The following is a 474-nucleotide window of genomic DNA, read 5'->3' as shown; positions in this document are numbered from 1 at the left end:
ACCACCGGGAGGACGACCTCGTGCTCCTCGAAGCGCGTCATGGCGAGGGGGTCCGCCAGGAGCACGCTGGTGTCGAGTACGTACGTCCGCCGGTCTGGTGTCCGGCGGCTCTTGGAACTGACCACTAGGCCTCCAGAGCGGATGACCCAGCGTCACCCGCGGCTCACCGGTCCCCGCGACCCCGGTGGCCGGGGTACCGGTCTTGACTGGTTCTATTCCCAGGGTCGGCGTGTCGCATGCCCGCGGGAAGGAACAGCGGGGTCACAAATGATGAACGTTTGCGGCGCTGGCCTGCGGGTATTCAGACTGACCGGCTGTCAGCGGCCCCCGGTCGGACGCACCCGACCGACCGCCGCGGCAGGCCGGTCGGCCACCCCGGACGCCCCCGTTCGGCCCGCCGCCGGGGAGCCCGAGCCGTCACCACGGAGCCCGTTCGGCCCGCCGCCTCAGAGCCCGAGCCGCCGGTTCCTCAGC

General features: G+C 71.9%; 1 protein-coding gene. It reads right to left on the bottom strand.

Features of this window, described 5'->3' with window-relative positions:
* Positions 1-125, bottom strand: a 125-nt coding sequence (locus AB0K43_RS18045) for a PIN domain-containing protein (protein ID WP_355406000.1), incomplete at its 3' end; no start/stop codon positions are given.
* Between the last annotated feature and the right edge of the window lie 349 nt (positions 126-474).

Source organism: Kitasatospora sp. NPDC049258 (assembly GCF_040678895.1).
GTDB lineage: Bacteria > Actinomycetota > Actinomycetes > Streptomycetales > Streptomycetaceae > Kitasatospora.
Note: the sequence above shows the minus strand (reverse complement) of the source record. Positions and strands in the feature narration are given on the sequence as shown.